The 21,857-nt window shown below is 66.5% G+C and carries 25 protein-coding genes; 11 read left to right on the forward strand and 14 right to left on the reverse strand.

The window, feature by feature from the left end:
* Positions 1-90: 90 nt before the first annotated feature.
* Positions 91-1,701 carry a BCCT family transporter gene (locus ABDZ36_RS02560; RefSeq protein ID WP_211311856.1) on the reverse strand — a complete coding sequence of 537 codons (1,611 nt, stop codon included), beginning with the start codon at positions 1,699-1,701 and terminating at the stop codon, positions 91-93.
* 361 nt (positions 1,702-2,062) lie between these two features.
* Positions 2,063-2,194, reverse strand: coding sequence for a hypothetical protein (locus ABDZ36_RS14860; RefSeq protein WP_425545296.1), 132 nt, complete (start codon positions 2,192-2,194; stop codon positions 2,063-2,065).
* A 330-nt stretch (positions 2,195-2,524) separates the two neighbouring features.
* Here ABDZ36_RS14860 and ABDZ36_RS02570 point away from each other — a divergent pair, with 330 nt between their 5' ends.
* Positions 2,525-2,674, forward strand: a complete 150-nt coding sequence (locus tag ABDZ36_RS02570) for a hypothetical protein (protein WP_211311857.1) — start codon at positions 2,525-2,527, stop codon at positions 2,672-2,674.
* Between the two features lie 26 nt (positions 2,675-2,700).
* Here the strand turns inward: ABDZ36_RS02570 and ABDZ36_RS02575 are convergent, their stop codons facing one another.
* The 3 genes from ABDZ36_RS02575 to ABDZ36_RS02585 all read right to left on the reverse strand — a co-directional run bounded on the left by ABDZ36_RS02575 (position 2,701) and on the right by ABDZ36_RS02585 (position 4,077).
* Positions 2,701-3,105 carry a PIN domain-containing protein gene (locus tag ABDZ36_RS02575; RefSeq protein ID WP_211311858.1) on the reverse strand — a complete coding sequence of 135 codons (405 nt, stop codon included), beginning with the start codon at positions 3,103-3,105 and terminating at the stop codon, positions 2,701-2,703.
* Complete coding sequence (locus ABDZ36_RS02580; protein WP_211311859.1) at positions 3,102-3,317, reverse strand: hypothetical protein; 216 nt, start codon at positions 3,315-3,317, stop codon at positions 3,102-3,104. Before ABDZ36_RS02580 ends, ABDZ36_RS02575 begins: the two co-directional genes overlap by 4 nt.
* 67 nt (positions 3,318-3,384) lie before the next feature.
* The gene (locus ABDZ36_RS02585) at positions 3,385-4,077 is read right to left on the reverse strand and encodes a DDE-type integrase/transposase/recombinase (protein ID WP_211311860.1); all 693 of its coding nucleotides are present in this window, start codon (positions 4,075-4,077) and stop codon (positions 3,385-3,387) included.
* A 106-nt stretch (positions 4,078-4,183) separates the two neighbouring features.
* Between ABDZ36_RS02585 and ABDZ36_RS02590 the strand changes: the two genes are divergently transcribed.
* From ABDZ36_RS02590 to ftsZ, 3 genes are all read left to right on the forward strand, one after another.
* On the forward strand, positions 4,184-4,753 hold the full coding sequence (locus ABDZ36_RS02590) for a double zinc ribbon domain-containing protein (protein WP_211311861.1): 570 nt from the start codon (positions 4,184-4,186) through the stop codon (positions 4,751-4,753).
* 172 nt (positions 4,754-4,925) lie between these two features.
* Entirely contained in the window at positions 4,926-5,099 is a 174-nt protein-coding gene (locus ABDZ36_RS02595; RefSeq protein WP_211311862.1) for a ribbon-helix-helix domain-containing protein, read from the forward strand.
* Positions 5,100-5,102: 3 nt separating this feature from the next.
* Positions 5,103-6,278: a cell division protein FtsZ gene (gene ftsZ / locus ABDZ36_RS02600; protein WP_211311863.1), complete on the forward strand. Its 1,176-nt coding sequence runs from the start codon at positions 5,103-5,105 to the stop codon at positions 6,276-6,278.
* Between the two features lie 87 nt (positions 6,279-6,365).
* Here ftsZ and ncsA read toward each other — a convergent pair whose 3' ends face one another.
* A complete protein-coding gene (gene ncsA, locus ABDZ36_RS02605; protein WP_211311864.1) occupies positions 6,366-7,337 on the reverse strand; it encodes a tRNA 2-thiolation protein NcsA in 972 nt (323 codons plus the stop codon).
* Between the two features lie 175 nt (positions 7,338-7,512).
* Between ncsA and ABDZ36_RS02610 the strand changes: the two genes are divergently transcribed.
* Entirely contained in the window at positions 7,513-8,115 is a 603-nt protein-coding gene (locus ABDZ36_RS02610) for a TetR/AcrR family transcriptional regulator (RefSeq protein WP_211311865.1), read from the forward strand.
* Positions 8,116-8,156: 41 nt separating this feature from the next.
* On the forward strand, positions 8,157-8,795 hold the full coding sequence (locus tag ABDZ36_RS02615; RefSeq protein ID WP_211311866.1) for a DUF7095 family protein: 639 nt from the start codon (positions 8,157-8,159) through the stop codon (positions 8,793-8,795).
* 16 nt (positions 8,796-8,811) lie between these two features.
* Here ABDZ36_RS02615 and ABDZ36_RS02620 read toward each other — a convergent pair whose 3' ends face one another.
* Both ABDZ36_RS02620 and ABDZ36_RS02625 read right to left on the reverse strand, forming a co-directional pair.
* Positions 8,812-9,672, reverse strand: coding sequence for a class I SAM-dependent methyltransferase (locus ABDZ36_RS02620; RefSeq protein ID WP_343749188.1), 861 nt, complete (start codon positions 9,670-9,672; stop codon positions 8,812-8,814).
* A 185-nt stretch (positions 9,673-9,857) separates the two neighbouring features.
* A complete protein-coding gene (locus ABDZ36_RS02625; protein ID WP_211311867.1) occupies positions 9,858-10,739 on the reverse strand; it encodes a deoxyribonuclease IV in 882 nt (293 codons plus the stop codon).
* Positions 10,740-10,829: 90 nt separating this feature from the next.
* On the opposite strand from ABDZ36_RS02625, the gene ABDZ36_RS02630 reads away from it, so the two are divergent.
* Positions 10,830-11,360 carry a redoxin domain-containing protein gene (locus tag ABDZ36_RS02630; RefSeq protein ID WP_211311868.1) on the forward strand — a complete coding sequence of 177 codons (531 nt, stop codon included), beginning with the start codon at positions 10,830-10,832 and terminating at the stop codon, positions 11,358-11,360.
* 119 nt (positions 11,361-11,479) lie between these two features.
* Here ABDZ36_RS02630 and ABDZ36_RS02635 read toward each other — a convergent pair whose 3' ends face one another.
* Complete coding sequence (locus ABDZ36_RS02635; RefSeq protein ID WP_211311869.1) at positions 11,480-11,800, reverse strand: tRNA-binding protein; 321 nt, start codon at positions 11,798-11,800, stop codon at positions 11,480-11,482.
* 91 nt (positions 11,801-11,891) lie between these two features.
* On the opposite strand from ABDZ36_RS02635, the gene ABDZ36_RS02640 reads away from it, so the two are divergent.
* The gene (locus ABDZ36_RS02640) at positions 11,892-12,314 is read left to right on the forward strand and encodes a DUF7964 domain-containing protein (RefSeq protein ID WP_211311870.1); all 423 of its coding nucleotides are present in this window, start codon (positions 11,892-11,894) and stop codon (positions 12,312-12,314) included.
* A gap of 75 nt (positions 12,315-12,389) precedes the next feature.
* On the opposite strand, the gene ABDZ36_RS02645 is transcribed toward ABDZ36_RS02640, so the two are convergent.
* Entirely contained in the window at positions 12,390-13,538 is a 1,149-nt protein-coding gene (locus ABDZ36_RS02645; protein ID WP_211311871.1) for a cobalamin-independent methionine synthase II family protein, read from the reverse strand.
* 111 nt (positions 13,539-13,649) lie between these two features.
* Here ABDZ36_RS02645 and ABDZ36_RS02650 point away from each other — a divergent pair, with 111 nt between their 5' ends.
* The 3 genes from ABDZ36_RS02650 (at position 13,650) to ABDZ36_RS02660 (ending at position 16,438) form a co-directional block, all read left to right on the forward strand.
* Positions 13,650-14,414, forward strand: a complete 765-nt coding sequence (locus ABDZ36_RS02650; RefSeq protein ID WP_211311872.1) for a GAF domain-containing protein — start codon at positions 13,650-13,652, stop codon at positions 14,412-14,414.
* A gap of 73 nt (positions 14,415-14,487) precedes the next feature.
* The gene (locus ABDZ36_RS02655; RefSeq protein ID WP_211311873.1) at positions 14,488-15,396 is read left to right on the forward strand and encodes a serine/threonine-protein kinase RIO2; all 909 of its coding nucleotides are present in this window, start codon (positions 14,488-14,490) and stop codon (positions 15,394-15,396) included.
* Positions 15,397-15,847: 451 nt separating this feature from the next.
* Positions 15,848-16,438, forward strand: a complete 591-nt coding sequence (locus ABDZ36_RS02660) for a 50S ribosomal protein L15e (protein WP_211311874.1) — start codon at positions 15,848-15,850, stop codon at positions 16,436-16,438.
* Between the two features lie 40 nt (positions 16,439-16,478).
* Here the strand turns inward: ABDZ36_RS02660 and ABDZ36_RS02665 are convergent, their stop codons facing one another.
* From ABDZ36_RS02665 to ABDZ36_RS02680, 4 genes are all read right to left on the reverse strand, one after another.
* Positions 16,479-18,203 (reverse strand): P-loop NTPase family protein, encoded by a 1,725-nt coding sequence (locus ABDZ36_RS02665; protein WP_211311875.1) that lies wholly within the window; start codon positions 18,201-18,203, stop codon positions 16,479-16,481.
* A gap of 37 nt (positions 18,204-18,240) precedes the next feature.
* Positions 18,241-18,693 carry a GtrA family protein gene (locus ABDZ36_RS02670; RefSeq protein ID WP_211311876.1) on the reverse strand — a complete coding sequence of 151 codons (453 nt, stop codon included), beginning with the start codon at positions 18,691-18,693 and terminating at the stop codon, positions 18,241-18,243.
* Between the two features lie 144 nt (positions 18,694-18,837).
* Positions 18,838-21,000, reverse strand: a complete 2,163-nt coding sequence (gene katG / locus ABDZ36_RS02675; protein WP_211311877.1) for a catalase/peroxidase HPI — start codon at positions 20,998-21,000, stop codon at positions 18,838-18,840.
* 224 nt (positions 21,001-21,224) lie between these two features.
* Positions 21,225-21,845 carry a DsbA family oxidoreductase gene (locus ABDZ36_RS02680; RefSeq protein ID WP_343749189.1) on the reverse strand — a complete coding sequence of 207 codons (621 nt, stop codon included), beginning with the start codon at positions 21,843-21,845 and terminating at the stop codon, positions 21,225-21,227.
* Positions 21,846-21,857: the final 12 nt, after the last annotated feature.

Raw genomic sequence — 21,857 nt, forward strand, 5'->3', positions numbered from 1 at the left:
CGAGCTGGTTTTCACCCGACGTATTGGACAACGCTCGACGAGGACGTCGACGGACGCGGCGTTTTGAAAGACTCGCGACCTCGGAAGCCGTCAGTTCGTGGATTCGTCCTCGCTGGTGTGGTCGGCATCGGTCGCGGGCTGTGAGGGTTCGTCGGGCTTCGGCTCGGTGATGATGGAGTCGTCGGTTGCGCCGAGGATCTCGCGAGCCGCCCGGTAGCTCGCGTAGACGATGGCGAGCAGGAACACCGTGAACGGCAACGCGAGTACGCCGGCGAAGGACTCGATAGCGCCGAACCCGGAGAGCTGGAGACTCATGACGCCGAAGACGGCGAGGAGAATACCCCACCACGCCCGGATGCGGGCGTTCGGGTCCTCGTCGCCGAGCGTGATCGCGGAGACCATGAAGACAGCGGAGTCGAGCGAGGTAATGATGTAGCCGGCGATGACGAGCACGAAGATCACGGCGAGCAGCTTGCCGAACGGCGTGATGGAGAGCGCCGTCGCGATGGACGCGGGGATCCCCGAGGACGTGTAGGCGGCGGTGACGGGTTCGCGGTAGCCGGGCGCAAGCACCCAGCCACCGATGAGCGAGTGCTGAATCCACGTCAGGACGGCAGGCGCGATGACGAGCACGAGGAACATCTCGCGGATCGTCCGACCCTTCGAGACGCGGGCGACGAAGCTGCCGACGAAGATGCTCCACGCGGCCCACCACGCCCACCAGAAGCCGGTCCACTGGCCAGCCCATGTGTTCGCAGCGCCGGGGACGGTGTAGAGCGAGAGGCGGAGCATGTTCGATAGCCATACGCCAGTCGCGTTCAGGCCGAGTTCGAACATGTAGAGCGTCGGCCCGACGACGATGAGCAGCGCCATCGCGATGCCGATGAGTATCATCGTTGCGCGCGCGGCGTTTCGGATGCCCTCACGGAGGCCGAGCCAGACGTCGAAGAGGAAGACAGCGCCGATGACCGCAAACAGCAGATAGGTGAGCGACGCGGATTCGAGGCCGAACGTCCCACCGAGGATGGAGGAGACGGTCTGTGCGCTGAACCCAAGCGTCGTCGCGATGCCGCCGATACTCGCGACGATGGCGGAGAGGTTCACCAGCCAGTGGAACCAGCGGTGGTCCTCGACGCTGATGAGGTTCCCGAGCATCGCGCCGATCTTGTACTCACCGACACCCTGCGTGTAGACGATGATGCCGAACGCGATCCCAACGGGGAGGTACCACATCGCGAGACCGGGGAAGACCTCGTGGATGTACATGAAGGCGAGCGCGAGCGCGCCCGGTGTCGCCGAGATAGGCATGTTCGGCGGCGGGGAGTTCGCGATGCTGATGGGTTCACCGACGCCCCAGATGAGGATGGACGCGCCGAAGCCGACGGTGAACACCATCGAAAGCCACGAGAACGTGTCGAAGTCGGGCGTGGCCTCCTGTCCGCCAATGCGGAGCTTCCCGTACTTCGAGAAGGTCAACCCGGTAACGAGAACGAGGAGGAGGAAGCCAAGGAGAATGAACCACCAGCCGAACCACTTGAGCACCCAGTCGAAGGCACCGTTCATCGTCGTGCTGAGGAGGCTCGGGTCGACGAGTCCGACAGCAGCGAGACCGAGGAGGACGCCCATCGCGACGATGAACAGGGCGAGTTCGGCGCCATCGGCGTCCTCCAAGCCGAAGATGTAGCGTGGCGATAGTTTCATACGTACGTTGTCGAGCCGTCGATCGGTCCCGGGTCGTGCGTCGACGGCCACCCGCCGTCGCCGGCCCCACGGATGGGAATCCGGGTGTCGATACGCGAACCCGCGGCTGCCATACCCGTGCAACCGCTTCCCGTGTCGAAGTTCCGTTGAATCATCTGAACGTAGCAGGGCTTCAACGTGGTCTTACAGATATACCCTGCGAAAGGCGTACGAAAACGGGCATGAGAGGGCCTAGTTAGTGTTTATACACCGTATGACATGGTAACTACCCCCTACTACGAACTTCCCCTCATACTCATTATACAATATCTACTTCTCGGCTTCCTCCGAGATCCGATAAATCTGGACGAGCAAGCAGAGGTCAGCGATCGTCTTCGCCTCCGGCGTGAGTACGATCCCCGCCCGTCTGCGTGACGAAGTGCAACGAGAGGTCGTAGTGACGGCTGTGTCGCACCGCGGTTTCGAGGAAGCCAAGCGACGACGCGTCACCCATCAGATAGTGGGCCTCGTCGATGACGAAGAGGACCTTTCTTCAACGCTGTATTGTGGCATCTCTCTGATCCCTCGTGGGTTTCTGTCCGGCCGGGAACGAGCCTCGCAGGAATCGAACCCGCGATCACTCGCTCTCAATGTACTCGATCTGGGAGGTGTTTCACATCCCATTCTGGGTTTCCACCGCGTCGCGACCGTCCGATCGTCACGCTTCGACTTCTCCACCAGCCCATTTCAATCCCATGCTGGGTTTCTACCGCGTTGCAACTCGGATTGAGTCGTTGGACGGCGAACACCCTCACAAGTTTCAATCCCGACCCTCCTTCAGCAGGTGCTCACCGTCGAGGTTCTGCTCGCCGTCGTGTGGGCGTTCGGGACGCGTGCGACCCAGGCGCTCCAGAACCTCCCCATCGCCTTCCAGAGCGGCGACCAGCCGCCACGCCGGCCGCCGCAGCGCGACGACGACGGCAACTTCAGCTGACCCGCTCTTTCTGAAGCCGTCGACAGTTAGTACGTCTCGACGTCGAGGCCGTCGACATCCAGAAAGTCAGAGTCGTTCGAGATCACCGGCTCGTCGAGCAGTAATCCGTGCGCAGCGACGACCGAGTCAGCGCCATCGAGCTTCGTCACGACATCCGACTTCAGGTGGGTCCCGTTCAGTTCACCCGCGCGACGCGCCACCTCGGGCGTAAGGGCGACGGTGGAGCGACTTGCGATCAGCTTCTCGTAGAGCGCGCGCAACTCGTTTCCGTGTTCTTCGAGCGGCGCGTTCCCGATCCCGGTGAACACCTCCCAGATGACGGCGGTCGGGATACGGGTAGGAACGACCTGCTCGTCGAGGTCAGCCGCTTTCTCCCGGGCCGCAGCGTTCCCATCCGCGAGCGCGCCGAGGTACTGCGTGTCGAGTATCATTCGTGGGTCGGTGGCGTCGCTCCGACCGACCCGTCGGTCGCTTCTTCGACGCTTGCGTCGATGTCGAGCTCGGCGACGTCGTCCGCGAAGTCGGTGAGTCCGTAGCCGCCGACGAGGCGGTCGAGCGTCTCTGCCAGCGTCTCACCCTCCCGATTCTCGGACTGTACTCGCGCGTACAGGTCCTCACTCACCCGCATCTGTCTCGTTCCCATACTCTCGTTTACGCCGTCAACACACTTTATCCCTTCCCCGACGTACGGGTATGACCCTCGGCATTGTTCAGATTAGCTGATTTTGGCAGAAGGCTTGTGCGAGCAACCATGTTTCAGCGGTTGCTGGGTCGGCGTGGCGGAAGTGATTTGCAAACTGGTTCGTTCGTCGTTTTATCTCTTTGTAGAGTCGTTCAACGGCATTCCGATTCCCGTGTGTGACGTGTTGGAATCGGAGGCCGTGGCGGCGGAGTGCTTCTTGAAGCCACGGCGCTCCATCGTCGAGAAACACAGCGTTAACGAGACGCAGGACGTCTCGTTCGCACACCAGAAATCCCTGATTTCTGGGGACGTCTTCGACGTCGTATTTCTCGCGAAGCTCGCCAAAGAAGAGTTCTGACAGACCGCGGTTTTGCGCTGTACCAAGCTTCACATGAAGGAATTTGTTCGTGTTGGGATCGACAGCATCATACAGCCAATATTGCTGGCCGTTGATCTGGATCACGGTTTCATCAACTGCGACGTGATCCGAGTTTTTGCCCCCGGATGGCTGTAGATCGGCCTTCTGCACCCAGTTGTGTACGGTGGATCGTGCACGGTCGACACCAAATCTGTCAAGTTCAGATACAGTATTCGAAGGTGATAGTCCTGCGAGGTGGAGGCGAATACCGAGCTTCATCGCCCAGTTCGGTGTCGCTTCTCGCTCCACAAACGCTAACTCGAAGCAGTCGCTACCTCCGCTGAGGCGGCTGATTTCGGGCATAGATCACTCAGAAATTCGGCTGCCTCATCCTTCAATTCTAATCTGAACAGTGCCCCGGTTCGGGGGGCTAGTTTCAAATGGACGGGCGGCGTACGACGCGTATCGCATGTCGAAGATCACGTTCCGGGCGGACGCGGGGCTCGTCGAGCGCGTCGAGGCGCTCGACGCGTCGAAGAGCGAGGTGATGCGCCGCGCGCTTCGGGCGTACCTCGACGAGCCCGACGACGCGGTGTCGGACGCGGATGGGGGAGGCTTCGACGCACTTCTCGACGCGCGGATCGACGAGCGGATCGCGACACACCACGACGGCGGCGGCGAAGCGGGCGACGTGACGGTGAACGTAAACGTGGCAGACGACGCGTCGGACGCAGAGTCGGGAGACACGCGTGCGCACGCAGCGAACCGGAACGCGACGGCGGACGACGCGGGGCCCCGGAATTCGACGACGGACGATGGGGGACCCGCGTCCGACGCGCGGGAGCCGGGAGAATCGGAGGAGCGTGCGTGTCCGCAGTGCGGCGAGGGACTGGCGGCGGATCACGCGTTCTGTCCGAACTGCGGCGAGCGGGCGGCCGGCCGGCCGACGTGTGAGTGCGGCGTCGAGCTCCGCTCCGACTGGGCGTTCTGCCCGGACTGCGGTCGTCGGACGGTTGCGGGCGACGTCCTCGATCGGTAAGACACGGCCGTTTACACAGCCATTAACTATTTATGCAGGTCCGTTGTCGTTGTGCGTACGTAAGACGGAGGTCTTACGGCGAATCGGTCGGGGTCGCGTCAGTACACCCGGTTCGGGGCGCTGTGTAAGACAAATATGGGGAACTCCCGCCGTCTTGCAGGGGAAGACAATAATGGAGCGTGTGACACTCCGGATTCCGAAGCAGCAGATCGAGGAGGTCGAGGAGATGGTCGAGCTCGGGAAGTACCCGAATCGCTCGGAGGCCATCCGCTCGGCAGTCCGCGAGATGCTGGAGGAACAGACCGACTCGAAGTCGAACGAAAACCGCAACTGGGCGAAGGTGTAAGAGATGCAGGATATCGTCAACGACGCCCTCGAGAACGCCGAAGCAGAACAGCGGGACCTGAGCGACGTCGACAGCGACGATAGCGAGTTCGGGGATCCCCGAATCGTCATCGTCGGTGCCGGCGGTGCAGGTAACAACACGGTCAATCGACTGTACAACATCGGGGTCGAGGGCGCGGACACCGTCGCCATCAACACCGACAAGCAGCACCTGCAGATGATCGAGGCCGACACGAAGATCCTCGTCGGGAAGTCCCTGACGAACGGCCTCGGGGCCGGCGGCGACCCCTCGATGGGCGAGCGCGCCACCGAGATGGCCCAGGGCACGATCAAGGAGGTCCTCGGCGACGCCGACCTCGTCTTCGTCACCGCCGGGATGGGTGGCGGGACGGGGACCGGTGCCGCGCCGGTCGTCTCCAAGATCGCCAAGGAGCAGGGTGCGATCGTCGTCGGGATGGTCTCGACGCCGTTCAACGTCGAGCGCGCCCGCACGGTGAAAGCCGAGGAGGGTCTGGAGAAGCTCCGCGACGAGGCGGACTCCATCATCGTCCTCGACAACAACCGGCTGCTGGACTACGTCCCGAACCTCCCGATCGGCAAGGCGTTCTCCGTGATGGACCAGATCATCGCGGAGACCGTCAAAGGGATCTCGGAGACGATCACCCAGCCCTCGCTCATCAACCTCGACTACGCCGACATGACCGCCATCATGAACCAGGGCGGCGTCGCGGTGATGTTGGTGGGCGAGACGCAAGACAAGAACAAGACGGACGAAGTGGTGAAGGACGCGATGAGCCACCCGCTCCTCGACGTCGACTACCGCGGTGCTTCGGGCGGGCTCGTGCACATCACGGGCGGCCCCGACCTCACGCTCAAAGAGGCCGAGGGCATCGCGGACAACATCACCGAGCGCCTCGACAACTCCGCGAACGTCATCTGGGGCGCGCGTATCCAGGACAACTACAAGGGCAAGGTCCGCGTCATGGCGATCATGACCGGCGTCCAGTCCGCGCAGGTCCTCGGCCCCAGCACGCAGAAGCAGGCCGATAAGTCCCGCGCGGAACTCCAGGACTTCGAGGCCGACGCCGACGGCGGCTCCGACTGGGAGGGCGCGGGCGCGCACAGCGACGGCGGCCAGAGCGAACTCGAGCAGAACAACGGCCTCGACGTCATCCGCTAGCGCCGTTTCGTCCTTTTTCAGCGTCGCACCGACGACCAGCGACGGCGTTCGCGCGCGTCTTACACGTCGGACGCTTCGCCCATCGCGTCAGTCCGCGGCGTGGACGGCATCGACGAGATCGCACTTCCGACAGACCTCGCGCGTCGTCGGCGCGCCACACTCCGTACATTCATTCAGGTCGGCCGCGCTCCCGGGGTCGCGATAGCGCTCGGCAGCCATCGCCGCCAGCTCCTCGTAGCCCGCCATGATGCTGTGTCGCGTGCCGGGGTGTGCCTCCTCGAGCGAGAGGAGGAGGTCTTGGATCTCGCCGCGGAACGCCTCGCTCGAGTGGGGACATTCGGCCATGTGGACGGGAAGGTCGCGCAACTGCGCGTAGAGGGCGACCTCCTTTTCGGGGATGTCGCGCAGCGGTTTCGCGCGCGGCGTCATCCCGCCCTGCGTGTTGCGTTCGTCGAAGGGGCCGAGCGAGGCGTCGAAGTGTTTCGCCATCTGCTCGGTGTTCCCCTCGAAGATGTTCATCAGCGCCGTCTCGGCCTCGTCGTCGAGGTTGTGGCCGGTGAGGAGCTTATCCGCCTCATACCCTTGGGCGTATTTCGAGAGGAGGTCACGGCGGAAAACGCCGCAGTACGCGCAGGCGGCCATGTTCTCCGGGTCGGAGTCGACGACGTCGTCCATCTCGACGTCGAACTCCTCTGCGTAGGAGACGATCTCGTGGTCGATGTCGAGGTCGGCGGTGAGTTCCTCGCAGGCGTCGACGCTCTTGTCGCGATAGCCGGCGATCCCCTCGTGGACGGTGAGCGCAACGAGTTCGATACGGGGGTCCTCCGCGAACGTCTCGTGGAGGATCTGCGTCAGTACGACCGAGTCCTTCCCGCCCGAGAGGCCGATCAGCCACGTCTGGGGGTCGTCGGGCGTCGCGGAGTCCGGCAGGAGGTCGTCCTCGCGGACGCGGCGGCGGACGCGGCGCTCGACGGACTCGCGGAAGTGGCGTTCGCACAAATGGTTCCCCGAGTACGCCGCGTGCATGACCGCCTCACGGTCGCACTTCGTGCACTCCATCGCGTTCCCGTTGTCGGCGCGCGCGTTTCACCATTACGACCGTCGCCCCGAGCGGGGTGACGGCGCTCGTCCGCGCGTCCCGCCCCCGCCGCCGCGGGCGCACCGGTGGCTACGGCCGACGGCGGTGGTTCGGGAACCGATACGTTTTCGTGTCTGACTAAGCAATCAGTCAAATATGGGCGATGATACGGGGAGCGAGCGCTCGGAGACGCAGACGGCGATCATGGAGGCGACCTACCGGGCGCTGTGCGAACAGGGGTACGCAGATCTGACGATGCAGTCTATCGCCGACGAGTTCGAGAAGTCGAAATCGCTCATCCACTACCACTACGACACGAAAGAGGAGTTGCTGGTGGCGTTCCTCGACTACCTCCTCGATGGGTTCCTCGCGAAGGTCGAAGAGACGGACGACAGCGACGACCCGCGCGAACGACTCGACACGCTCGTCGACATCCTCCTCTCCGGGCCGGAGAAATCCGAGGACTTCCAAGTGGCGATGCTCGAACTCCGTTCGCAAGCCCCGTACGTCGAGGCGTACCGCGAGGCGTTCGCGGCGAACGACGCGCACCTCGTCGCGCTGCTCGCCGACACCGTTCGAGACGGGATCGAGACGGGTGCCTTCCGTGATGTCGACCCAGAGCGCGTCGCCGACACGATCCTCGTGATGGTTGATGGCGCGCGCTCCCGGAGCGTGCTCTTCGGCGACAGCGACACCGTCGCCCACACGCGAGAGGCGATCGACGGCTACGTTCGCTCCCACCTCGTCGCCGGCGAGTAGCGAGGGAAAACGCGTTGTGGCGGGAGCGCGTCGGGGAGGACATGGATCGCGACGCCGCACTGGATCACGTCGAGACCGTCCTCGATACCGTGAGCGACGGCGACCTCCCCGTCCCCGTCACCGAGTGTTGGGTGTACGGCGAAGTCGCACTCGGAAAGGACCCGATCACCCGCCTCGACGTCTACGTCACGAAGGATCTCCTCTTCAGTGGTGATCCCGCCCCTGAGCTCGACGCCGAATACGGCGTGGAGGGGATCGGGCGCACCGTCGACGCCGCGTGGGCGCGCGAACACCCCGAGTGGGTGCGTACCGACGACAGCGGCTACGTCGCGCCCGAGAAATGCCTCGCCGCACAGCTTCTCCCGGAGGGCGAGCCCGTCCACCTCGAAGTGTGTAATACGGGCTTCGAGCGCAACGTCACCCAACGCGCCGAGGGCGCGCGGATGCGCGAGCACTACGAGCAGGTGATCGACCCGCGCGGCGTCTGTCTCTATGCCGAGGGACGACGCGACGACGACACGCTGGCGAAGCTCCGCGAAAGCGCGCTCGCCTTCCCGCCGCTCGAGGAGGCCTTGACGATGCTCGGCTTCGACGACGAAGAGGCCGAGACGGCCGCCGAGACGATGCGGGCCTACGAGGCCGACCAGGAGGGCACGACGGTCCGTGGCGACGTCGTGTGAGCGTTGTTTGTGTGCGTCACGCCGCCTCGTTACTGCCATCGTCCGCGTCGGCGAGACGGTCGGCATCGCCACGCTCGGTCTCGCCCGCGTCGATCCGCCCGGCGACGACGTAGAAGGGGACGACCGCGCGGCGCTCGTACTCGCCCGCGGCCATCGCCTCGACGACGTCGCGGCCCATCGCCTTCCACTCGCTCTTGAGCTCGTCGACGTCGGTCCGCGAGAGGCCGCCGCGCCGGAGCGTCGGCGCTTGCTCCTCGATTCGGGTTCCAGCCGCCTTCGCCTTCGCGGCGTCGAGCGCCGGCGCGTCGTACGGCGGCTCGACCGTTCGTTCGTGTTCGTAGCGGCGGCTCTCGACGTCCGCGAGGCCGGCTTCACGGAAGAGCGCGGCCGCGCTCGATCCGAGGGTGACGTCGGTCTCGACGCCCGCGATGTAGGTGTCGCGCGCGCGCTTCGCCAGCGGGGCCTCGGCCGCGACGCTCGACTCGACGACGACCTCGGCGTTGTCGGGCTCGACACAGGCGACCACGTCCGAGGAGACGCGCGCGAACTCCTCGATCGCAGCCCGCGGGTCGGGGAGGTTGATGAGGAGTGCCTGGCAGACGACGAGGTCGAAGGCGTCGTCGCAGAAGGGCAGACGCGTCGCGTCACCGAGCGCCCGCCCGTCCGCGTCGGCCGCGCGGAGGAGGTCGGGATCGGCGTCGACGGCGACGACCTCGGCGTCGCTCTCCTCGCGGAGGACGCGCGTCAACTCGCCCGTGCCACACCCCACGTCGAGGATCCGCGTCCGCGAGTCGAGGGCGAGCGGCGCGAGCGCCGCGCGGTCGTTCCACATCCCGCGACGGGTGTCCTTCAGGTAGTCGGCGGAGAACCGTCTCACTGAACACGAGTAGGGTCGGGAGGGAGGAAACGCTTACCGCTCGGCGGCGAACTATAACGTCTCTCGACTGGGCGCCGTCACACCACTCACGGCTGCGCCGCTCACGAGAACGTCGCGCTTCGTGCTACTCGGCGCGACGCAGCTCACGGGTCGTCCCTCCCCGTTCGCCAGAACGTGACGGCTCCCTACCGGTCGCCGTCACGCAGATCTCGCACATGCTCGATGTTCCACGCGTACGAGCGCCCGTCCTCCGTCGGCGTCTCCAGGGCGAGCGGGACGTCGCGGATCGCGTCGTGGTTCAGGAAGGCCTCGAAGCCATCATCGCCGATGTAGCCGTCGCCGATGTGGGCGTGTTCGTCCTTGTTGGTGCCGCACTCGTGTTTCGAGTCGTTCAGGTGGACGTACTGGAGGTGCTCCACGCCGACGACGTCGTCGAGTTCGGCGAGGGTGTCCGCGACGCCCTCGGGGGTCGAAAGGTCGTAGCCCGCGGCGAAGGCGTGGGCGGTGTCCAGGCAGATGTCGAGGTCGGTGTCGGCGAGGTCGAGGACGGTCGCGAGATGGTCGAAGTCGCCGCCGAGTTTCGTGCCGCTCCCGGCGTCGCTCTCGATGAGGATCGTCACGTCGTCGGGGACGTCGAGGGAGTCGACGACGCCCGCGGCGTTTTCGAGGCCCTGTTCGACGCCCGCGCCGGTGTGTGCGCCGAGGTGAACGTTCACGTAGGGGATCCCGAGTTTCGCGGCGGCGTCGACCTCCTCCTGCATCGCGACGCGGGACTTCTCGCGGAGGTCCTTCTTGGGCGTGCAGAGGTTGACGAGGTAGGACGTGTGAATGACCCACGGGCCGACGTCGTGCTCCTCGCTGGCCTCGCGGAACGCGGCCGCTTCGTCGTCGCCGACGTCGGGTGACTGCCATACCTGCGGGGAGTGTGTGAACACCTGCCCGCAGGTGCCCCCGACGTTGCGCTGTCGCCAGACTGCGTTCTCGATGCCGTCACCGGGCGGCGTTTCGGGGTCACCGGAGGTCTTCGAGCCCGCGATAGAGACGTGTGCGCCGACGTGGAAAGCCATACGCGAGCGGACGGCGGCGGCGAGCAAAGGGGCTTCGGAGTCGGACGAGCGGGCAGAACACACTTGAGCGCCGACGTCCTGCACGCACCCATGAGCGAGGCGCTCGACGTGGGCGACGTCGCCCCGGACGTGACTGCCACCCTCGTCCAACCCGACGGGAGCACCACCGACGTCGCGCTCTCGTCGCTGACCGACGAGCAACCGACACTCCTCGCCTTCTACACGAACGATTTCAGTCCGGACTGCGTGTCTGAGTGGTGCTCGTTTCGCGACTACGGCTGGTTCGCCCACGACGAGCGCGTACAGGTCGTCGGCGTCTCGCGCTCGCACGCGACGACGCACCGGAAGTTCATCGACTATCTCGACCTCGACTTCCCGCTGTACGCCGATCGCGACCTCGAACTGACGCGCGCGTTCGGCGTCGACTACCGGGCGTTCGGCCTCTTTCGCCGGCCGAAACGCTCCGTCTTCTTCCTCGAGACGGACCGGACGATCCGCTATCGGTGGATCGGCGACCATTCACTCGACCCGACACGCGACCAACCGCCTCTTGACGAGATCCGTGCGGCCATCGAGGACATTCTCGGTGGCGAGGGCGCGGAGACCTTCGGCTTCGAGTAAGGGCGTCGAAACACTTTTGTCTCTTTAGGCTGACCTAAAGATTGGATGCGGTGCGGCGGCGCGGTCACCGTTCAGACTCATACCGACCGCGCGACACCCGTCCCATAGCACTCCTGCGATCAGTAGAGTTCGCCGCCGAGGGGCACGTCCGCATCGGGTGCGACGAGCACCGGATTCCCCTCATCGTCCGGGACGCCGAGCGTGAGCGCCTCGGACTCGAAGCCCGCGATGTTCACGGTCCCGAGATCGGTCGCACAGAGCACCTGTCGGCCGACGACCGCCTCGGGATCGTGATTGTAGCCGAGCTGTGCGGCGGAGGTGACGACTTCGTCGCCGAGGTCGATCTCCAGTTTGAAGAGTTCGGGTTTGCGGGCGGCCTCGAAACGTTCGGCGGCGCGGATCTCGCCGACGCGGACCGTGGTGTCGAGCGGACTGCTCATGTGGCGTCGGGCGCACGGAAGCCGCTTGAACCTTCGCCTCCGTCGCGGCGGCTTTCGAACGACGCTTGAGCGTCGAGGCGCATGTGGACGTATGGCCTTCGACTCGCTGCCGGCGCGCCCGCTCTCGCACGACGAGGTGATGGCGCTCTCGGCCTCCGGTCGGTTCGTCGACGTCCGCCCCGTGAACGCCTTCCACTACCCGGAACGCGAGACACAGCTCATCACCGCGATCGTGTTCGTCACGAAGAGCGGGCTCCGCGCCGTCGACTACGACCCAACGGTTCGCGAGTGGCACGTCGTCCGCGAGGAGTCACTCGATGGGCCCGAGGACATCACGGACGTCCCGGACGAACTGCTGAGCGACGTCCAGGCGGAGATCGAGCAGCGCGTCAGCGAGATGGAAGACGCGGGCGTCGTCGGCGGGACGGCGGCGCGCGACGAGAGTACGGAAGTGCGCGATGCGTCGGGCCTCGGGAGCGTCCTCTACGACCAGTACACCGCCGACGACGCGTAGCGCGAGCGCCTCGACGGCGGGCTGTCCCGGTTCTGCATCCCGCACGGACGGCACGGCGAAAAACCGTGTTCGAGTTCAGGAGAGCCGCTTGGTCGCGATCTCCGCGCCCTCGACGAGCGCTTCGAGTTTCGCCCACGCGATCTCGGGGCTCACCATGCCGAGGCCGGCCTGTGTGCCGAAGCCACAGTCCGGTGCGGCGACGATCTCGGTGTCGTCGGGGGCGGCGTTCGCGACGCGCTCGATGCGATCCGCGATCGTCTCCGGATGGTCGATGATGTTCGTCTTCACGTCGACGACACCGGGGATGAGCGTCCAGTCGTCGGGCAGGGGCTCCTCCGCGAACGCGCGATACTCGTGCTGGTGGCGCGGGTTCGCCTGCTCGACGCTGAGGCCCGAGATGTCCGCCTCGTAGATGACCGGCAGCATGTCGACGAGGTCGATGTCGAGGTGGCCGGGCCCTTCGTAGCTCCCCCAGCAGGTGTGGAGTCGCACCTGCTCGGCGGGGACGTTCTCGAGGGCGTCGTTGAGCGCCTCGACGTGGCGGCGCGTCGCCTGCTTGATCTCCGACAGCGGTGCGTCGGCGAACGCTTCCGTCTGCCCGGCGGTGAGCAGTTCGGGGGCATCGATCTGGAGGGTGAAGCCCGCGTCCGCGATCAGTTCGTACTCCTCCTGCATCGCGTCGGCGACGTCCGCGAGGTAGTCGTCGTACTCGTCGTAGTAATCGTTAACGTGCGTAGCCGTGACGACGCTCGGCGACGCGGAGGTCATGAAGGTGTCCGCGACGTCGACATCGAGGTCGTCGAGGACGGCCTGGAACTCGTCGATCTCGGTCTCGGCCTCCTCGTAGCCCGTGTACTCGATTTCGTCGACGACGACCGGCTGCTCCGAGAGGTCGATGACGTCCGTCTTGAACGTCTCGTCGGCGTACTCCGGATACTCCTGCAGGTCCGCCCAGAGCTCCGTCTCGCGCGTGCCGTCGATCCCGCTGAGTCGGTTCTGGACGTACCAGTTGAACGAGACGCGGGACTGCTCGCCGTTGTTGATCGAGTCGAGGCCGACATCGACCTGGCGCTCGACGACGTCGTGCGTCGCGTCGGTCGTCGCGCGCTCCCACTCGTCCTCGTCGACCTCCTCACCCTCCTGTTTCGCCGTCAGGAGTTCGAGGAGCTCGGGCGGTCGGGGAAGGCTACCGATGTGCGTCGTGCGGATCTCGTCGTTCGTCATGATGTACCTGGAGAATAATCCTACTACACAATATAACTAGTGGTATTCACAGGGCGGGGGACTGACCGCCAGGCCGACAGGTTATCATGGAATGCGCTCTCGTCTGTGACTATGAGCGACGTGGGGGAGCTCTCGGTCGTCCGCGTGTCGGTCGACACGACGGCTTGTGACGGTCCCACCGTGGGGGAGACCGACGGAATCTCGATGACGCACAGCACGATCGACGCCGCACCAGATGCGGCGGCGGACGCGGACGCGATACTCGCCGACGCGGCCGTCGCCCGGAGCGAGGCGCTCGGGGGCGTGATCCGCGCGAGCGACGCGGTCTGCGTCGTGTCCGACGCGAGCGCCGACGCCGCGACGACCGCCCGGACGCTCCGGCGCGCCGTCAACGACGGGTGGGACGACTTCCCCGTCCCAGCGGGCGAGTTCGCGCGCCTCGACGCGCTCGCCGACACCGATTTCGACGACCCGACGCTCCGCGCACACCTCCGCGGGATGACGACGACGGCGCGCGAATGCGTCGACGCCCGCGCGGGGTTCATCGGGCTGGTCGAGGAGCGACACGAGACGTTTCTCACCGGGAAGGGCGTCGACCTCTCGGATCGCGAGCGCGGGCGTGCCGTCTGCGCGCACGGGATCACCGACGACGGTGCGTTCGTCGTCGACGACCTCGCGACCTCCGATCGGGGAGGGACCGTCACGGCAGACCTCGACTTCTACGCGGGCGCGCCGCTCGTCGCGGGCGGCGAGCGCATCGGGATGCTCTGCGTCGCGGACGACGGCGGCGACGGGTTCGACGAGACGGATACGCAGGTGCTCGAACGCCTCGCCGAGCAGACCTCGCGATACATCGATCGCTACGGCACGAGCTGACGGGCGAGCCGCGACGGCCGACGCCTCGGGGTGTCGCGGGGCTTTTATCGCGCGCCGACCAACGTCTCGGTAGATGGTACGGAACGTCGCCGAGGACGTCGCAGCCCTCGAGCAGGAGGATTTCAACCTCCTCTCCGGGGTCGAACACGGGATGCGCTTCTCCGAGTGGGTCGCGCGCGAGAAGCTCCCGGAGTTCGCGCGCCTCACCGCCGAAGAAGTCGACTACCGCCTCGACCGCGTCGAGGACCGCGGGTTGGTCGAGCGTCAGACCATCCAGTACGAGGGGTTCCGGCTCACCTTCGAGGGGTACGACGTCCTCGCGCTGAAGGCGTTCGCCGAACGTGAGACCGTCTCGGGCTTCGGCGCGCCGCTCGGCGTCGGCAAGGAGAGCGACGTCTTCGAGGTGGAGTCGTACAAGCCCCTCGCCCTCAAGTTCCACCGCGAGGGGTACACGAACTTCCGCGAGGTCCAAAAGGAGCGCGACTACACGAGTGACAACGACCACGTCTCGTGGTTCTACACCGCGAGAAAGGCCGCCGAGCGCGAGCACGACGCGCTCCACACGCTCTACCCGGACGTGAGCGTGCCGCGCCCGATCGACCAGAACCGCCACGCGATCGTGATGGAGAAGATCGACGGCGTCGAGCTCAACCGCGCGAAACTCGAAGACGAGCAGGTCGTCGGCGTCCTCGACTTGATCCTCGAGGAGGTCGCGACGGCCTACCGCGAGGGGTACGTCCACGCGGACATCAGCGAGTACAACGTCTTCATCCGCGAGGACGGCATCGTGCTCTTCGATTGGCCACAGGCAGTCGAGACGGACCACGAGAACGCCCGCGAGTTCCTCGAGCGGGACGTCCGCAACATCGTCTCCTACGTCCGGCGCAAATACCCGAACCCGATGCCCGAGACGGACGACGACGCGATCGCGGACGCCGTCGCGGACGATGCGTTCACCACGGTCCGGGACTACCCGGCGTAGCGCGGGGCATCCTGGTCGAATGTGTGCCCGAATTGGGCCGAACTCCGGTACGATCTCGAACAATCGCTTTATGGCCGGGCCCTAATGGATCGGGTGGAGGCTCGTTCGTGGCATACACATGGACGACGGCGCGTTGCAGTATCATCGCCGTCGCGGAGCGCGTGAGCACAGCGGCGCTCGGGCGGCTCCGCGGCCTCCCCGGGTCACCCGACTGACGACCCGGTCCCCGCTGTGCGCTCTCCTTCCCCTGCGTTTCGTCGTCACGAGCGACGGCATTCGCGCCGGCGATCGGTGGACACCGCGTCCGGTTCCGAAGGCCTTAACGTCGCCACGCCGGTAGAGCAACCAACTCGTCGGTGCGGGCCCGACGGGCACCCGCCGCGGCGTCGTCGCGACGGGACGAAATGTGGTGCGCCTCGCGCACTGAATCGCAAGCGCCCGCGGACACACTATGGCACGAAGCTTCTACTCCCACATCAAGGACGCGTGGAAGCAGCCCGGCGAGGGCAAACTCGCCGAGTTGCAGTGGCAGCGCAAGCAGGAATGGCGCGAGCAGGGCGCAATCGAGCGCGTCGAGCACCCGACGCGTCTCGACAAGGCGCGCGAACTCGGCTACAAGGCGAAGCAGGGCGTCGTCGTCGCCCGCATCGCCCTCCGCAAGGGGACGGCGCGCCAGCAGCGCCACAAGGCCGGTCGCCGCTCGAAGCGCCAGGGCGTCAACCGCATCGGCCGTGCGAAGAACCTCCAGCGCATCTCCGAGGAGCGCGCCTCCCGGAAATACCGCAACCTCCGCGTGCTCAACTCCTACTGGGTAGGTGAGGACGGCTCGCAGAAGTGGTTCGAAGTCATTCTCCTCGACCCGGAGCACCCCGCCATCCAGAACGACGACGATCTCGGCTGGATCGCGAACAACAGCCAGAAGAACCGCGCGTTCCGCGGACTCACCTCCGCCGGCCGCAAGGGTCGCGGCCTCCGCAAGCGCGGGAAGGGCACCGAGAAGACCCGTCCCTCGAAGAGCGGCGGGACGCAGCGCAAGAAGTAACGCGGCGGTTTCTTTCGTTTTCCCGATCGAGCAGCGACCGCTACGCGTCGTCGCCGTCCGTCACGGGCCGTTCGTCGACCGCGTCGCGGAGCGTCGCGAACGCCTCGCGTTCGTCGTCGACCGCGTTCGCGACGAGGCGCTCGACGATGAACTCCGGGGTGCTGCGCCCGACGACACCGAAGCGTGGCTGGTAGTCGACTTCGAGTGCGAGGTCGCCGGCAAGCCCTTCGGCGAAGATGCCGTCGATGCGCGCGACGCCGGGGAGCGGATCGAGGTCGTCCGCGAGGTGAGTGACGTAGACGCCGAGGGCGTCGCGGTCGGCGGTGAGTGAGACGAGCCCGTGGAGCAGGTCGGCGGCGCTCCCGGGTTCGGTGATGGCCTCGAACTCGTCGACGAGCATGAGCGTCCGGCCGTCCGCGGCGAGCGGCGGGACGACGGAGCGCAGCGTCGTCTCCAACACGCCGGCGTTGAAGCTCGCGTGACGGCGGTGGAAGACGAGGCGGTCGAAGTCGCCGACGAGAGCGCGTTCGGCGGGCACCGGCAGCCCGAGCGAGGCGAGCGTCGCCACCTCCGCGAGCGTCTCGAGGAGGGTCGTCTTCCCACCGGAGTTCGCACCCGTGAGGACGCTCACGCGGTCGCCCGACGGCGGCCCGGCGAAATCGTGATCGCCGAGGGCATACGTCACGGGCTGGACCGAGACGCCCTCGCTGCGGAGGTCGAGGCTACGCGCGCCGACGACAGCGAGCGCCGCGTCCGCGGTGTACTCGGGTCGCGTCAGGTCGTAGGCGATGGCGAAACGCGCGAGCGAGCAGGCGAAGGCGGCGTCAGGCACGGCATCGGCGGCCGCTTCGACATCGGCTTTGGCCTCGGCGACGGCGGCGTCGAGGTCCTCGCGGACGCTCGCCTCACGCTCGGCGGCGGCCTCGCGACGTGCATCGGCGAGCGAGCGCAGCGTCGTACTCACGAAGTCCGCGGCGTCCGTGGCGTCGCTCGCAGCGTGCTCTCGGACGGCAGCAGCCTCGACGCCCGTCGCGTCGGTGACGTGTTCAACGACCGCCTCGCGGAACGCGTCGGGGCCGTGCAGGGTGCCCGAGCGGACGTCGTCGAGGACCGCGACCGCGTCGGTGGCGAGATGCTCGATAGCGTCGGCCTGTGCGCGTAACGTGTCGAGACGATCGTCGTACCCCTCGCTGACGCCCGTGTCGTCGTCGCGGTAGCGGAGCGCGGCCGCGGCGTCACGCAGGGAGTCGGCGTCGAGTTCAGCGAACGGGGCGAAGATGCCGGAGGTAAGACCAGCGTCGATGAGCGCGAGTGCGGTTTCGACGGCTGCCCGCTCGCCCGCCTCGCGGCTCTCGTGCTCCTCGAAGGCGGCAACGGCCGCGTCGCGGTCGGCGTCGTTCAAATCACGCCACGTCCCGATCGCCGCCTCCACTTCATCGAGACGTCGTTCGGCGGCGTCGGCGTCCGCGAGCGGCGCGAGGACGCGGATGCGGTCGCGTGCGCGGTCGGTGAGGGCGTACGCGGTCGCGGCGTCGAGCACGCGGTTGTAGACGTCGCGGGCGTCGTCGGTCGCGAAGACGTCCGCATCGCCGTCGTCGCTCGCGCGTCGGAGGATCCGGGTGGCGCGCCCCGCAGGGACGCCCGCGTCGACGAGCGCGCCGACGTCCGCGGACTCGATGGCGCGGATCGCGGCCGTCTCGCCGAGCGCGTCCTCGAGAAGCGCGGCGGTCTTCGGGCCGACCCCCCAGTAGTCCTGGAGTTCCATACGAACTCCGTGGCTCGCGGGGCGAAAAACCGTTCCCCTACGACGCGAGGGCGTACCACTCGCTCCCGAGATAGTTACACAGCCCGCCGCCGGTGACCGCGGAGAGCGAGGCGAGCCAGTAGGGGAGGGTGAGCCACCGGAGGCCGGCCGTCAGGACGGCCGTGTAGATGACGTACCCGAACGTGCAGACCCCGAGATAGCGGACGAAGCGCCGTCCGAGCCGATCGGTCGTCTCGAAGGTGTAGCGGCTGTTGAGCGCGAACGTCCACGCGGCGGCACCGAAGAAGGCGACGAACCCCGAGACGACGTAGGGGACGTCGCCGAGGAGGGCGAAGAGGAGCACGACGTTCAAGAACGCCCCGGAGAGCCCGACAGCCCCGAACTCGGCCGCGCGCACGGCGTGTGTCGGCGGACAGAGCCGGCCGACGCCGGCGCGTCTGATGGCGGTTTCGAGCACCGCCTCGACGCGATCGAGCCGGGAGTCCGTCATGACCGATGCGGGGCGACAGTATCGTCGGGAGACTGAAAAACGTTGTCGCGGGTCAGCGGCGGAAATCGCAGGGGGAGAGGGAACGAGTCGGTCAAGGTGACCGACTCGAACGGATGGTCGGTGTGTCGACCCGGTGGGTGGCGTCTATTCGAGATCGAAGCGGTCGGCCTGCATGACCGCACTCCACGCGGCGATGAAGTCCTCGACGAGCTTCTCCTCGCCGTCGTCGGCCGCGTAGACGTCCGCGTGGGCGCGGAGGCGGGAGTTCGAGCCGAAGACGAGGTCGAAGCGGGTGGCCTCCCACTCCTGCTCGCCGGTGGCGCGATCGCGAACCTCGAAGACCTCCTCGTCCTCGGAGAGCGGCTCCCACTCGTAGTCCATGTCGAGCAGGTTCACGAAGAAGTCGTTGTTCAGCGTCCCGGGGTCGTCGGTGAGGACGCCGCGGTCGGTGTCCCCGTAGGTCGCGCCGAGCGCGCGCAGCCCGCCGACGAGCGCGGTCATCTCGGTCACGGAGAGGTTCAGGAGCTCCGCCTTGTCGACCATTCGCTCCTCGAGGGAGTCGTAGAGGTCGTTGTAGTCACCCTCGCCGAGATAGTTCCGGAAGCCGTCCGCCTTCGGCTTCAGCGGCTCGAAGGAGTCGGCGTCCGTCTGCTCGGCGCTGGCGTCCGTGCGACCCGGCTCGAAGGGGACGTCGACGTCGTGGCCGGCGTCCGCCGCCGCCTGCTCGACGGCGACGTTGCCGCCGAGGACGATGAGGTCGGCGAGCGAGACGCGCACGTCGTCGTCGCGCGAGTCGTTGAACTCCGCCTGGATGTCCTCGTAGGTGTCGAGGGCGTCGGCGAGCTTCGCGGGCTCGTTGACCTCCCAGTTCTTCTGGGGGGCGAGGCGGACGCGCGCACCGTTCGCGCCGCCGCGCTTGTCGCTGTCGCGGTACGTGGACGCGGAGGCCCACGCGGTCTTCACGCGCTGGGTGCGCGAGAGGTCCGAGTCGAGAATGGCGTCCTCGAGCTCGGCGGTCTCGTCCGCGCCGACGAGTTCGTAGTCGGCGTCCGGGATCGGGTCCTGCCAGACGAACTCCTCGTCCGGGACCTCGGGACCGAGGAGGCGCTGCTTCGGGCCCATGTCGCGGTGGATGAGCTTGTACCACGCACGCGCGAACGCCTGCTGGAACTTGCGGGGGTCCTCCTTGAACGTCTCGAGGACCTCGCGGTAGTCCTCGTCGTGCTTCAGCGCGACGTCCGTCGTCAGCATCATCGGCTCCTCGGACTCGTCGAAGTTCTGCGCGTCCGGCGCTTTCTCGATGTTCGCGCGCTCCTCCTCGCTGGCGGGCCGCCACTGCCACGCACCGCCGGGGCCCTTGTGGGGCTCCCACTCGTACTCGAGGAGGTTGTCGACGTATCCGGAGTCCCACATGGTCGGCGTGTCGTTCCACGGGCCCTCGATGCCGCTGGTGATCATGCCGGCCTTCTCGAAGTCGTGGTCCCAGCCGAGGCCCTGCTGATCCATGGGAGCGGCCTCGGGCTCGGGGCCGACCTCCGTCTCATCGTCGGCACCGTGGACCTTCCCGAAGGTGTGGCCGCCGGCGATGAGCGCGACGGTCTCCTCGTCGTCCATCGCCATGCGGTCGAACTCCTCGCGGATGTTCTTCGCGGAGCCCTCGAGGTCCGGCTCGCCGTACGGGCCTTCGGGGTTCACGTAGATGAGGCCCATCACGGTGTTCGCGAGCGGGTCCTTGAGGTTCCCGACCTCCTCGTCCTCGAAGCGCTCGGGGTCGGTCGTCTCCCACTCGGTCTCGGGACCCCACTCGACGGCCTCGTTGGACTTGTAGGCGTCCTCGCGGCCGCCGCCGAAGCCGTACGTCTCGAAGCCCATCGATTCGAGGGCGACGTTCCCGGCGAGCACGATGAGGTCGCCCCACGAGAGCTTGCGGCCGTACTTCAGCTTGACCGGCTGGAGCACGCGGCGAGCCTTGTCGAGGTTAACGTTGTCCGGCCAGCTACTCTCCGGCGGGAGGCGCTGGCGGGCACCGGCCGCGCCGGCGCGGCCGTCGAGGGTGCGATACGTGCCGGCGCTGTGCCAGGCCATCCGGATGAACAGCGGTCCGTAGGTCCCGTAGTCGGCCGGCCACCACTCCTGCGAGTCCGTCATGACGTCCTCGATGTCCGCCTTCACTTCGTCGAGGTCGAGTTTCTGGAACTCCTCGGCGTAGTCGAACTCCTCGCCGTACGGGTTGAGCTCCGCGGCGTTGTCGTCGAGGATGTCCAGTCGCAGCAGGTCCGGCCACCACTCTTGATTTGACCAGGTCATCGGTGTGTGTTCGATCCATCACGCGTTATGGCCATAAGCATACCGATCCCTTGCGTCACGGAACGTATTTTTCTCCGTGTGGTGCTTGTTCAGTCCCATAGAGCAAAGAAAAATTAGTATTATCCAACTATCCGTTCCCGGAATCCGTTGTTCTCCCGGCGACAGGACGTACCGAGTGGGACGAATGAGGGCCGTTAGCGATCGGAGACCGCCCTGTCAGGTCGCTACTCTCCTTCCACGAGCCGGCGGAGCTGCTCGGGCGGGACCGCACCGCGCGCCGCGTACCCCTCATAGGCGAACGTCGGAACGCCGGTCACGCCCTGCTGGTGGGCCTCCTGGAACTTCGCGTGCACCGTCTCGCGCAGGTCCTCGTCCGTCACCGCGTCGCGGACCTCGTCGGGATCGACGCCGACCTCGTCGGCGATCTCGGCGAGCACGTCGACGTCGCCGATGTCGCGCTCCTCCTCCCAGAGCGCCGTGAAGAGCGCGCGATCGAAGTCGAGCCACGTCTCGTAGTCGTCGTGCTCCTTCACGTAGTAGGAGGCGATCTGTGCGTCGAGGGAGTCGACGTCGTCGCTCGCGAACGACGAAGCCATCTCGTCGGCGTCGTACTCCTCGCGGAGGCGCTCGACGTTCTCGCGGGCCTGCTCGTAATAGTCGTCGTCGTGGCCACTCTCCCGGACGACCTCACCCTCATCATCGCGCTGGTTCGACCGGAGGTCGAAGGGGTGCCAGTCGATTTCGAGGGGGTCCTCGCGCGACTCCTGGTACTCGGCGAGCGACCGTCGCCCGAGGTAGCAAAACGGGCAGACGTAATCGGAAAAGACGGTGATGGTCTCGGTCACATCCCCGATACG

It is taken from the genome of Halarchaeum salinum, from assembly GCF_039520965.1.
GTDB classification, from domain to species: Archaea; Halobacteriota; Halobacteria; order Halobacteriales; family Halobacteriaceae; genus Halarchaeum; species Halarchaeum salinum.

Excerpts from the sequence above, each read along its gene's own strand:
- ABDZ36_RS02575 (WP_211311858.1), bottom strand. The coding sequence starts at position 3,105 with ATGATACTCGACACGCAGTACCTCGGCGCGCTCGCGGATGGGAACGCT.
- ABDZ36_RS02670 (WP_211311876.1), bottom strand. The coding sequence starts at position 18,693 with ATGACGGACTCCCGGCTCGATCGCGTCGAGGCGGTGCTCGAAACCGCC.
- ABDZ36_RS02595 (WP_211311862.1), top strand. The coding sequence starts at position 4,926 with ATGGAGCGTGTGACACTCCGGATTCCGAAGCAGCAGATCGAGGAGGTC.
- ABDZ36_RS02665 (WP_211311875.1), bottom strand. The coding sequence starts at position 18,203 with ATGGAACTCCAGGACTACTGGGGGGTCGGCCCGAAGACCGCCGCGCTT.
- ABDZ36_RS02645 (WP_211311871.1), bottom strand. The coding sequence starts at position 13,538 with ATGACGAACGACGAGATCCGCACGACGCACATCGGTAGCCTTCCCCGA.
- ABDZ36_RS02560 (WP_211311856.1), bottom strand. The coding sequence starts at position 1,701 with ATGAAACTATCGCCACGCTACATCTTCGGCTTGGAGGACGCCGATGGC.
- ABDZ36_RS02615 (WP_211311866.1), top strand. The coding sequence starts at position 8,157 with ATGGATCGCGACGCCGCACTGGATCACGTCGAGACCGTCCTCGATACC.
- ABDZ36_RS02655 (WP_211311873.1), top strand. The coding sequence starts at position 14,488 with ATGGTACGGAACGTCGCCGAGGACGTCGCAGCCCTCGAGCAGGAGGAT.
- ABDZ36_RS02630 (WP_211311868.1), top strand. The coding sequence starts at position 10,830 with ATGAGCGAGGCGCTCGACGTGGGCGACGTCGCCCCGGACGTGACTGCC.
- ncsA (WP_211311864.1), bottom strand. The coding sequence starts at position 7,337 with ATGGAGTGCACGAAGTGCGACCGTGAGGCGGTCATGCACGCGGCGTAC.
- ABDZ36_RS02640 (WP_211311870.1), top strand. The coding sequence starts at position 11,892 with ATGGCCTTCGACTCGCTGCCGGCGCGCCCGCTCTCGCACGACGAGGTG.
- ABDZ36_RS02585 (WP_211311860.1), bottom strand. The coding sequence starts at position 4,077 with ATGCCCGAAATCAGCCGCCTCAGCGGAGGTAGCGACTGCTTCGAGTTA.
- ABDZ36_RS02610 (WP_211311865.1), top strand. The coding sequence starts at position 7,513 with ATGGGCGATGATACGGGGAGCGAGCGCTCGGAGACGCAGACGGCGATC.
- ABDZ36_RS02650 (WP_211311872.1), top strand. The coding sequence starts at position 13,650 with ATGAGCGACGTGGGGGAGCTCTCGGTCGTCCGCGTGTCGGTCGACACG.
- ABDZ36_RS14860 (WP_425545296.1), bottom strand. The coding sequence starts at position 2,194 with ATGGGTGACGCGTCGTCGCTTGGCTTCCTCGAAACCGCGGTGCGACAC.
- ABDZ36_RS02580 (WP_211311859.1), bottom strand. The coding sequence starts at position 3,317 with ATGGGAACGAGACAGATGCGGGTGAGTGAGGACCTGTACGCGCGAGTA.
- katG (WP_211311877.1), bottom strand. The coding sequence starts at position 21,000 with ATGACCTGGTCAAATCAAGAGTGGTGGCCGGACCTGCTGCGACTGGAC.
- ABDZ36_RS02635 (WP_211311869.1), bottom strand. The coding sequence starts at position 11,800 with ATGAGCAGTCCGCTCGACACCACGGTCCGCGTCGGCGAGATCCGCGCC.
- ABDZ36_RS02625 (WP_211311867.1), bottom strand. The coding sequence starts at position 10,739 with ATGGCTTTCCACGTCGGCGCACACGTCTCTATCGCGGGCTCGAAGACC.
- ftsZ (WP_211311863.1), top strand. The coding sequence starts at position 5,103 with ATGCAGGATATCGTCAACGACGCCCTCGAGAACGCCGAAGCAGAACAG.
- ABDZ36_RS02660 (WP_211311874.1), top strand. The coding sequence starts at position 15,848 with ATGGCACGAAGCTTCTACTCCCACATCAAGGACGCGTGGAAGCAGCCC.
- ABDZ36_RS02590 (WP_211311861.1), top strand. The coding sequence starts at position 4,184 with ATGTCGAAGATCACGTTCCGGGCGGACGCGGGGCTCGTCGAGCGCGTC.